The sequence below is a fragment of the uncultured Victivallis sp. genome (genome assembly GCF_944391105.1).
GTDB lineage: Bacteria > Verrucomicrobiota > Lentisphaeria > Victivallales > Victivallaceae > Victivallis.
Genome location: NZ_CALXSK010000072.1, coordinates 1 through 9,692 on the forward strand (window position 1 = coordinate 1; position 9,692 = coordinate 9,692).

Annotated in this window: 9 protein-coding genes; 5 read left to right on the forward strand and 4 right to left on the reverse strand. The window is 59.4% G+C overall.

Annotation, left to right across the window (positions count from 1 at the left end; genetic code table 11):
* Window positions 1-130 precede the first annotated feature (130 nt).
* The 4 genes from Q0K10_RS15075 to Q0K10_RS15090 all read right to left on the reverse strand — a co-directional run bounded on the left by Q0K10_RS15075 (window position 131) and on the right by Q0K10_RS15090 (window position 5,116).
* A complete protein-coding gene (locus Q0K10_RS15075) occupies window positions 131-2,170 on the reverse strand; it encodes an ATP-dependent helicase (RefSeq protein ID WP_294508799.1) in 2,040 nt (679 codons plus the stop codon).
* A gap of 78 nt (window positions 2,171-2,248) precedes the next feature.
* Window positions 2,249-3,073, reverse strand: a complete 825-nt coding sequence (gene truA, locus Q0K10_RS15080) for a tRNA pseudouridine(38-40) synthase TruA (RefSeq protein WP_294508802.1) — start codon at window positions 3,071-3,073, stop codon at window positions 2,249-2,251.
* The gene (locus Q0K10_RS15085; RefSeq protein WP_294508805.1) at window positions 3,070-4,146 is read right to left on the reverse strand and encodes a coproporphyrinogen-III oxidase family protein; all 1,077 of its coding nucleotides are present in this window, start codon (window positions 4,144-4,146) and stop codon (window positions 3,070-3,072) included. The genes truA and Q0K10_RS15085 overlap by 4 nt, the downstream gene beginning before the upstream one ends.
* 4 nt (window positions 4,147-4,150) lie before the next feature.
* Complete coding sequence (locus Q0K10_RS15090; protein WP_294508808.1) at window positions 4,151-5,116, reverse strand: LacI family DNA-binding transcriptional regulator; 966 nt, start codon at window positions 5,114-5,116, stop codon at window positions 4,151-4,153.
* Window positions 5,117-5,296: 180 nt separating this feature from the next.
* Here Q0K10_RS15090 and Q0K10_RS15095 point away from each other — a divergent pair, with 180 nt between their 5' ends.
* From Q0K10_RS15095 to Q0K10_RS15115, 5 genes are read left to right on the forward strand one after another with little or no spacing between them, the layout of a single operon-like run.
* Complete coding sequence (locus Q0K10_RS15095; RefSeq protein ID WP_294508812.1) at window positions 5,297-6,070, forward strand: type I 3-dehydroquinate dehydratase; 774 nt, start codon at window positions 5,297-5,299, stop codon at window positions 6,068-6,070.
* An 18-nt stretch (window positions 6,071-6,088) separates the two neighbouring features.
* Entirely contained in the window at window positions 6,089-6,823 is a 735-nt protein-coding gene (locus tag Q0K10_RS15100; protein ID WP_294508815.1) for an SDR family oxidoreductase, read from the forward strand.
* Between the two features lie 5 nt (window positions 6,824-6,828).
* Window positions 6,829-7,581, forward strand: coding sequence for an SDR family NAD(P)-dependent oxidoreductase (locus Q0K10_RS15105; protein WP_294508820.1), 753 nt, complete (start codon window positions 6,829-6,831; stop codon window positions 7,579-7,581).
* 15 nt (window positions 7,582-7,596) lie between these two features.
* Window positions 7,597-8,607 carry a zinc-binding dehydrogenase gene (locus Q0K10_RS15110; protein WP_294508825.1) on the forward strand — a complete coding sequence of 337 codons (1,011 nt, stop codon included), beginning with the start codon at window positions 7,597-7,599 and terminating at the stop codon, window positions 8,605-8,607.
* Window positions 8,604-9,635, forward strand: coding sequence for a Gfo/Idh/MocA family oxidoreductase (locus tag Q0K10_RS15115; protein WP_294508828.1), 1,032 nt, complete (start codon window positions 8,604-8,606; stop codon window positions 9,633-9,635). The genes Q0K10_RS15110 and Q0K10_RS15115 overlap by 4 nt, the downstream gene beginning before the upstream one ends.
* Window positions 9,636-9,692 lie beyond the last annotated feature (57 nt).

Below are 9,692 nucleotides of genomic sequence, written 5' to 3' on the forward strand. Positions count from 1 at the left end.
CGCCTTTAAGCTGAAGCTATTCGGCTACATACCGGCGCAGCCGGTAGTTTTTTTGCGCTTAAGCAATATAAAAAAACCATGTCCCGGCTGAACCGGGACATGGTCTCAATGAAAAATCTGTTGTGAAAGATCAGTTGCGGTTGCGTTTGTCGAGCATCTTGAAGATGTCGGCGAACGCCTGCCGGACCGACTCCTCGCCCGCGGGGCGGAGCAGCTCCTCCGGGGCGGGAAATTCCGCAACATCGTCGTCGAGCAGTTCCAGGAACGGCGAAGGCATCGCGGGCTGGAGCATGCCGCGCTGAAGCCGCCGGGCGGCGCGGGTGATGTACAACTTCCGGCGGGCGCGGGTGATGGCGACGTAAAAGAGCCGCAGCTCCTCTTCAGTCGATCCCTCTTCCACCGCCCGCTCGTGCGGAAAAAGCCCCCGTTCAAGCGCGACCAGAAACACCACCGGAAATTCAAGCCCCTTCGAGGCGTGAACCGTCAGCAGAGTGACCGCATCCGCATTCGTCTCATCCTCCTCGGTGCGGTCGCTCTCTTCGAGCAGAGCAAAACTCTCCAGATAGGATTCGAGGGTCTGGGGCTCCTTCTGCCGCTGTTCGAACTGGGCGATGGCATTGATGAATTCATCGACGTTTTCACGCCGCTTCATCGAGTCGTTCAGATCCTTGTAGACGCGCTGAAGCCCGTCGAGGTAACCGACGTCGCGCAGAAAGGCGGTAACCTTTGCGGCGAGAGCTCCGGGTTCCTGGAATTTTTCACGATAAAGCCGGAAGGTCTCGTCGAGCTCCTCCGCCGCCCGGGCGGCTTTGGGAGGCAGAGTTTTCCGGAACTCCTCGCGCCCGAGCTGATCGACCATCGGCGTATGGGTGGCGGCGCGGCCGATCTTGAGCTGCTCGACCGCCTTGGCCGCAAGTCCGCGCGGCGGAGTCCCCAGAATGCGCAGCAGACTCTGGTCGTCATGCGGATTGACAAGCAGCTTCAGGTACGAAACCGCATCCTTGATCTCACGCCGTTTATAGAACTCCTGCCCGCCGACCAGGCGATAGGGAATCCCGTTGCGCCGCATCGCCTGTTCGAGTTCCCGCGAAAGGTGGTTCGAACGGTAGAGAATCGCAAAATCATTGTAGGGATGCTGTTCGGAGTTGTGCAGCTGGCGGATCATGCCGGCGATGAACTCCGCCTCGGCCTCTCCGCTGGCGGTCTTGATGACCTGCACCTTTTCTCCCTCGCCGAGCTCCGACCAGAGTTTTTTCTCGTGCCGGTTTGCATTCGAGCCGATCACGACGTTTGCGGCATTCAGAATGCTCGTGGTCGAGCGGTAGTTCTGTTCGAGTTTGACCACCTTCGCCCCGGGGAAGTGTTCGGGAAAGTTCAGAATGTTGCTGATGTCCGCTCCGCGCCACGAGTAGATGCTCTGGTCGTCGTCACCGACGACACAGAGATTGCAGTTCTCGCCGACCAGCAGCTTTACGATCGTGAACTGGGCGGCATTCGTATCCTGATACTCGTCGATCAGCAGATAGCGGTAGCGGTCCTGATACTTTGCAAGCACTTCCGGAAACTCGGTGAAAAGTTTATGAACCAGCAGAAGCATATCGTCGAAATCGAGCGAATTCTGCAGTTCGAGCAGCTCCTGATAGTGCTCGTAGATGATCGCGCAATTCTCCTCATAACCCGTTTCGGCAAATTTCTTTGCATCTTTCGGAAACAGCAGCCGGTTCTTCCATTTCCCGATCTGCGCCTGGATTTCCGCCAGCGGAAACCCCTCCCGGGTGCTGAACCCCGCGTTGCCGACGGCCTGCTTGAGCAATCCCTGCTGATCGGAGTCGTCCGCGATGGTGAAGCCGGGCAGATAACCCAGTTTCGCGGCTTCGCGCCGCAGAATCCGGATACAGAAGCTGTGAAACGTCCCGAGCGTGACCCGCGACGCGACATCGGGATCGACAAGCTGTGCGAGCCGTTCGCGCATCTCGCGCGCGGCCTTGTTCGTGAAGGTCATGCCGAGAATCTGCTCCGGCGGGATTCCGATCGAAAGCATGTGCGCGATGCGGAATGTGATCACGCGGGTTTTGCCGGTTCCGGCTCCGGCGAGCACGAGCACCGGACCGTTCACGGTCGCGGCGGCATCGGCCTGTTCCGGGTTCAAACGGGAAAGGAATTCACTCATCCTCAAATCTCCTGAAAATATAAATCGTCATCCCGTTACTATACCACGGAAATGCGCTCATTGCCAGTTGCGGCACAGTTAAAAGCAGAACGGCAGTCCGTCGAGCCGGAAATTTGCCCGCTCCTCCTCGGAGTAAAACACCTTCATGAGGAAAAGTCCCTGCGGCGGAGCGGTTTCGGGAGCAACCGAACGGTCGCGCGCCTCAAGAATTCTCCGAACTGCCGCGGGATCGAGCTTGCCGCTCCCGGCCGCCTCAAGCGTCCCCATGAGACAGCGGATCATCTTGTAGAGGAATCCGTTGCCGACGAACGTGCAGCAGCAGAACTGCCCGATTTCAGTCACATCGATGCGGAAGATGGTCCGCACCGCGTCATCGATCATGCTGCGCTCGACGACGAAGCTCGAATAGTCGTGCGTCCCGACAAGTTCTTGCGCAGCGGCCCGGATCTTTGCGACATCCATGCGGTGGTACGGCACCCAGCTGTACCGGTCGACGAACGGCGACGGCGCGCCGAGATTCAGCACATAGGTGTAGGCTTTCCCGAGCGCATCGTAACGCGCGTGGAATTCGAGCGGAACCTCGCGAACCGTGCGCAGTTTGATGTCGACGGGGAGCTGCCGGTTCACCGCCCGCAGAATCTTGTCCGGCGGGATGTCCGGCCGCACAGGCGTGAGATAGCTCGCAGCAAAGCGCTGAGCGTGAACGCCCGCATCGGTCCGACTGCTGCCGATCAGATGGATCGGCAGCCCCGCGTACATCTTCGTTAAAATCTTCTGAAGCACCTCCTGCACGGCGAGGCAGTGCGGCTGGATCTGCCAGCCGCTGTAATTCCCGCCGTCGTAGGCGATTTCCAGCAAATACCGTTTATACGGCTCATAAGGGGTCTGTTCAAGCGAACTCATAAAATCATTTCCGCCACACTGTTCCAGAAAAGCAAACCGGAGTTCGTTAATGTAATGCGTTCCGGCGAAATGTCAAACCATTCCGGGAAAGTTTCCGCCATGGCACGCCGTGCGACCGCAATCCGGTTCTCCCAGGAATCTGCGTTCGGGACCCCTGCCCAGAGCTCCCGGGTCCAACCGCGCACAGTGCGCAGATTCACCGCGAAGATCTCGTTGAGCCGCTCTTCCGGCGGAATCTCGTCGATCTCGGGCGGATCACCACGCAGCCATGCCGCGAGCGAGGCCGGTTCGATCGAACGGCGCACGCCGTCGAACCCGGCGGCGGAGGGGCCGAACCCGCGCAGTTTTCCGCCGCGCCATACGTTCCTGTTGTGCCGGCATTCGCCGCCGCGCTTCGCATAGTTGCTGATTTCGTAACGCGGCAGTCCGCAATCACTTGCGATCTTCCACATGCGTTCGGACTCCTCTTCGTCGGGGATGAGCGAATCCGCGAGGCGCGCCCCCTCTTCCGGTGTGAGGCTGTAACAGGAAAGGTGATCGACTCCAAGCGCAACCGCGGCGTCGAGATCACGCCGGAACGCCGCACAACTCTGACCGGGAATCGCATAGATGAGGTCGCAGTTCCAGTGCGGAAATTTCGCAGTCGCAACGAGATCCAGCGCGCGTTCAAGCGCGGCTTGTGAACAGTCACGCCCGAGCGTCCCGCGGAGTTGCGGGTCGAACGACTGCACCCCGAGACTCAGCCGGTTCGCAAAGGAGCGGAGGAGTGCGACTTTCGCTGTTGTAAGCGTCTCCGGATTCGCTTCGATCGAGATCTCGGCATCCGGCGGCGGTGCGAGGATTCGTGTAATCATTGCAAACAGCCGTTCAAGCCGCCGTTCATCGAACAGCGTCGGAGTTCCGCCGCCGAGGTAGATGGTTTCGCACGGCTCCTCCGGTTCGAAGTGTTCGAGTTCCCGTTCGATCCGGGCGAGATACGCATCCATGAACTCCTCCTGCGGAGCAGCTTCCGAGTAGAACGCGCAATATCCGCACTTCGAGCGGCAGAACGGCACGTGGAAATAGTAGTTCATAAGGTCAGCCGCGCATGCGCACGCTCTCGCGCTTGATGAGCCGGTAGGGCAGCACGGTTGAGGGTTCGGCGCGGCGGCCGTCGATCCGCGCCTCGATCACATCGGCGACGGCGGCGGCAACGGCCTTGTAGTCCTGCGTGACCGTGGTCTGCGGCGGAACGGCGTACTCCGAAAAGAAGGTCTGCTCGGTCGCGATGAGCGAAATGTCGTCCGGAATCCGACGATTGTAAAGCGAAAACGCGTAGAGCGAAACGATTCCGGCATTTCCGCCCGGACAGAAGAGCGCGTCGACATTCTGGCGCAGCAACTTGCCGATGAGGTCGACATACCGTTCCGTTCCCGGCCCGGAGAAGTGGATCAGATAATCGTTCGCAGGCAGTCCGCGCTCCCGGAGCGCCCGTTCGATCGCCGCACGGCGCAGGTCGGCGTTTCCGGTTCCGGGATCGCCGTGGATGATGCAGCCGATCTTCCGGCAGCCGCGCTCGTGCAAGTGATTGATCGCAAGTTCCATGCCCTGGGTTTCGTCGGAACGCACCTGATAGACCTCCGGCGGCATGCGTTCCCCCTTTCGGTCGACGAGCACGAGCGGCGGCGTAAACCGCTCCGGCCAGTCACGGAACTCCTCCGGTTCGGCCCCGATCGCAACCGCTGCGCAGAACTGGATGCCGGCAAGCCGCTCAAGGTTGTCATGCGGCAGAATCTCCAGCCGGAATCCGCGCGGAGGCAGTTCCTGCGTCAGCGCCATGAGCAGCATATCCACGCAGCTGTGAACAGGATAGTCGGAGTTGTACGGTGTGATGATGATCACATTCTTCTGACGGCTCGAAATACGCGGATGATAGCCGTACTGCCGTGCAACCGCAAATACGTGATTCCGGACGTCCTCGCGGATGTTCGGATGATGGCTGAACACCCGTGACACGGTCGAGGTCGAAACCCCCGCCAGTTTCGCAATCTCCGAGATAGTCATTTGACAGATTTCCCATATTTTTGACTTATTTGCAATATAACATTCATTTTTTTGAGAATCAAGCAGAACTTTCACGATTCTTTTCAGAAACGCCGGGAAAACTCAGTTGAACCGGGGATTGGAAGGCGATATTGTTATTCCAGCAGCAGCAAACAATCAAACAACCCGGGAGATCAAGCTGTGAAACGGACATTTTTAAATCAACCGCAACCGGTGGCGACCGGAATCTTCGCAGGCCAGACGCCGCAGGAGTTGATCGCCGAAGCGCGAAATTGCGAATTTGAGGGGGCGGACGGACTTGCAATCGAACTGCGCGACCTGAAACCGGAATTCCGGAACCGGGATTCGCTCAAAAGCGTCATCGACGCGGTGAATCTTCCGACCATGTTCTGTTTCTACCGCAACGACTCCCAGCAGAATCTCGACGACGACGGGCGGCAGGAGATCCTGCTTGCCGCCGCGGAGGCGGGCGGATCGATCATCGACGTGATGGGCGACCTCTACGATCCTTCGCCGATGGAACTCACCCGCAACCCTGCCGCCATCGACAAACAGAAACGGCTGATCGACCGCATTCACTCTCTTGGAGCGGACGTGGTCATCTCCTCGCACATGCAGTGTCCGCGCACGGCCGAGCAGGTATTCGAGCACCTGTCCGAGGTTGCGAAACGCGGAGCGGACGTCGTCAAAATCGTCACGACCGTCAACACCGATGAGGAGCTTGCCGAAGCGTTCCGCACGACTCTGCTGCTGAAACGGGAGCTTGGGAAGCCGTTCATCCATCTCTGCAACGGGAGTTACAGCCGCCCCCACCGGTTTATGGGGCCGGCCCTCGGGGTTTCGATCTTCTTCTGCGTGTCGCATTACGAACCGCGCTACGGCATGACCCAGCCGACCATCCGCGCAATGAAGAGCGTCCTGAACAACATGCACTGGAACATCAACGATTTTTGACGGAATCAGGAAGGCATCATGAATTTCAAAGGGAAAACCGCAATTGCAACCGGAGCCGCCTCTGGCATGGCGCTGCTGTTTCTGCAGAAGATGGCCGCGGCCGGAGCGAACGTTGTCCTGACCGATGTGAACCAGGATGCGGTGGAGGCCGCGGCCGAGGAGATCCGCAGCCGCGGCGGCAATGCGATCGGAGTCGCGGTCGACGTTCGAAACTACAGTCAGATCGAGCATGCCGTCAATCTTGCGACAGAAAAGTTCGGAGGAGTCGATTTTCTCATGAACTCCGCCGGCGGCGCCGCAAGCCGCATCTGGAGTCAGCCCGACTTCGGAACGGCCTCGATCGAAAGCATCGAATGGTGCATCGACGTGAACCTGAAAGGAGCGGTGCTCTTCTCGCGCGCGGTGCTCAAGCAGATGTGTGAACGTCGGAGCGGTGTCATCATCAACATGGGTTCGATCGACGGCGTGATCGGCGGATCCATCGATAACGGAGCGGCCAAAAGCGGGATGATCGGTCTCTCGCGGGGGCTGGCGATTTATGGAGCGCCCTACGGAGTGCGTTCCGTCTGCGTGTCTCCGGGGCCGGTGCTGACCCGCCCCGCGATGGCCAATATGAAAACATTGCTCGGACATGCAGCCCGGCCGGACGAGGTGGTGGAGCTCATCATGTTCCTCTGCTCGGACAAAGCGGTCTCCATTACGGGCTGCAATTATCAAATCGACGGCGGCCGCAGCTGCGCAACAGGAAGTTGAACATCATGGAAAAACGTTTGAATGGAAAAGTCGCCCTTGTCACCGGTTCCGGCGGTTTGATCGGACCGGCAGTCGTCCGCCGCCTCGCTGCGGAAGGAGCCGCCGTCGCGGTTACGGATCTTTCGCTCGAAAGCGCAGAAAAGCTCGCCGCCGGAATCACCGCTGCGGGCGGCCGGGCGTTTGCCGCGGCGCTTGACGTGACGAACCCGGAAGGAATCGCCTCGGTATTCGAGGCGGCGGAACGGGCGCTCGGCCCGCTCGACATCCTCGTGAACAACGCCGGATTGCTGCGGAAACAATCCGCTCCGCTTCAGCAGACGCCGGTTGAAACCATGAAAGCGATCATCGACGTGAATCTCATCGGCACCATGCTCTGCTGCCGGGAGGCGGTCGGCGGCATGATCGCGCGCGGATACGGCAAAATCATCAACCTGGCATCGATTGCCGGCGTCTCGGGACTTCCGGGCTGGGCGGATTACGCCGCTTCGAAGGGGGGCGTCATCACATTCAGCCAGACGCTCGCGATGGAGGCGGGGAAGCATGGCGTGACGGTGAACTGCGTCTCGCCCGGCATGATCTGCGGGCCGCAGGTGCAGGAGAATCAGGGCACCTGGCTCGGACGCTCCGGAGTTCCGGAGGACATCGCTTCGATGATCGCGTACCTCGCGGCTCCGGAAGGAGATTACATCACCGGATGCAACTACCTTGTCGACGGCGGCCGGGTGGTTGGCCCCAGGAATGCAGCCTGGATTCAATAAGGAGGATGGCCTGAAATGAAAGTTTATTATGTAGAGGTGGAGACTGCGGGAAACGCGGTATTGAAACATCAGGAGTTCGATCCCGCCTCGCTCAAGCCGGATGAGGTTCTTCTCAAGAGCGATTTCAGCGCGGTCAGTGCGGGAACCGAACGCGCGTGGCTGCTCGGGCTGCCGAACACGTCGCAGAGTTTTCCCTACCATCCGGGGTACAGCGCCGCCGGGACAGTCGTCGCGGCAGGTGACGCGGTCGAAAATCTGAAAATCGGCGACCGGGTGCTCATCACCTGGGGAGGACATCGTTCCTACACCGTGAAGAAGGCGAACACCGTCTTCAAGATCGAAGATGATTCGATCGATCTTCTGGATGCGGCCTTTACGCACATCGCCTCGTTCGCATTCCTCGGAGTGCGCAAACTGCGGCTCGAACTCGGAGAATCCGCGATGATCGCCGGTCAGGGGATTCTCGGAGTGTTCGCGCTGCAGATCGCGCGACTCTCGGGAGCGATTCCGCTCTTCGCATGCGACCTCGACCCGAAGCGGCGGGAGCTGGCTGAAAAACTCGGCGCGGATCGGACGTTTTCTCCGGATGCGCCCGACTTTATCGCACAGGTGCTCGAAGCGACCGGCGGCCGGGGAGTAAACGGCATAGTCGAAGTGACCGGCGTGGCGGCGGCGCTTCAGCAGGCGCTCGAATACGTCGCCTGGATGGGGCGGATTTCCCTGCTCGGATGCACACGCGTATCGGATGCGCCGATCGACTTCTACAAGTATGTGCACCGGCGCGGCATAACGCTGATCGGTGCGCACACGCAGACGCGCCCGACCGAAGAGTCGCGTCCCGGAATGTGGACGGAGTTTGATGACTACCGCACGTTCCTGAAGCTTGTGGCGGCGGGACGGCTTCAGGTGCGGCCGGTGATTTCGGAGGTCGTATCTCCGGAAAAGGCGCACGAGGTATATGAGTGCATCGCGAAAACGAAAAATCCGCCGCTCGGCATCGCTTTTGACTGGAGGAACTTGCAATGAAGAAGATTCGAATCGCTCAGATCGGCGTCTGCCACGAACATGCCCTGGGAAAAATCATCTCGCTTAAACGGCTGCCGGATTATTTCGAAATCGTCGGAGTGGTCGATGACAACACGTTCTCGAAAACACCGAAGTTCGCGGGCGATTATCTCGTTCCCTACGAAGGACTCAAGTTTCTGTCACTCGAAGAGGTGCTGAACGATCCGACGATCGAAGCCGTGACGGTCGAAGTTCCGAACAATGAACTGGTTCCGATGGCAATCCGCTGCATGGAACGGAATCTGCCCATGCACCTCGACAAGCCGGCGGGGGAGGATCCGGTGCTCTACCGCAAACTGCTCGACGGCTGCCGGGAAAGGAATCTGCCGCTGCAGATGGGGTTCATGTTCCGGGGGAATCCCGCATTCCGGTTCTGCATCGAGGCGATCCGGTCGAAGTTGATCGGGGAGGTGTGCGAGATCCAGGCCGATATGAATCACTGCTACGGAGGCGAGGAGTATCAGGAGTACATCGGGAAGTTTTCCGGTGGAATCATGTACAACCTCGGCTGTCACCTGATCGATTTCGTCGCGGCCGCGATGGGGCGTCCGGAGGCGGTCACACCGTTTCTGAAGTCGGCTCCGGGCGACCGGGATTCGATCCGCAACAACTGCATGGCGGTGCTCGAGTATCCACATGCGATCGTGACGCTCCGCGCCTGCAGCCGGATCCCGGGCAATATCGATAAACGACGGATCCGCATCGCCGGAACCGGCGGCGTGATCGAATTCAGCCCGGTCGAGCGGTTCGACGGGAAAGGAGTCGAAGTCGCGCTGCTGCTGACAAAAGATGCGAACGGCTTCCCGGCGGGAACTCATACGCTGCGCTTCCCGCCTCAGGCGGACCGGTACGAGGAGCAGCTCATCGAACTTGCGAAGATGATTCGCGGCGAAATGACCAATCCCTATTCTTATGAACACGATTATCTGGTGGAGGAGATTACGCTGGCCGCCTCCGGATATACAAAATGGAGATGGTATGATAAATAGCTGACGTTCGCGGTTTCTGCTTGCGGCGTGTAATTTATGGCGATTAACTTACACGTA

Excerpts from the sequence above, each read along its gene's own strand:
- Q0K10_RS15100 (WP_294508815.1), top strand. The coding sequence starts at position 6,089 with ATGAATTTCAAAGGGAAAACCGCAATTGCAACCGGAGCCGCCTCTGGC.
- Q0K10_RS15075 (WP_294508799.1), bottom strand. The coding sequence starts at position 2,170 with ATGAGTGAATTCCTTTCCCGTTTGAACCCGGAACAGGCCGATGCCGCC.
- Q0K10_RS15105 (WP_294508820.1), top strand. The coding sequence starts at position 6,829 with ATGGAAAAACGTTTGAATGGAAAAGTCGCCCTTGTCACCGGTTCCGGC.
- Q0K10_RS15090 (WP_294508808.1), bottom strand. The coding sequence starts at position 5,116 with ATGACTATCTCGGAGATTGCGAAACTGGCGGGGGTTTCGACCTCGACC.
- Q0K10_RS15110 (WP_294508825.1), top strand. The coding sequence starts at position 7,597 with ATGAAAGTTTATTATGTAGAGGTGGAGACTGCGGGAAACGCGGTATTG.
- Q0K10_RS15115 (WP_294508828.1), top strand. The coding sequence starts at position 8,604 with ATGAAGAAGATTCGAATCGCTCAGATCGGCGTCTGCCACGAACATGCC.
- Q0K10_RS15085 (WP_294508805.1), bottom strand. The coding sequence starts at position 4,146 with ATGAACTACTATTTCCACGTGCCGTTCTGCCGCTCGAAGTGCGGATAT.
- truA (WP_294508802.1), bottom strand. The coding sequence starts at position 3,073 with ATGAGTTCGCTTGAACAGACCCCTTATGAGCCGTATAAACGGTATTTG.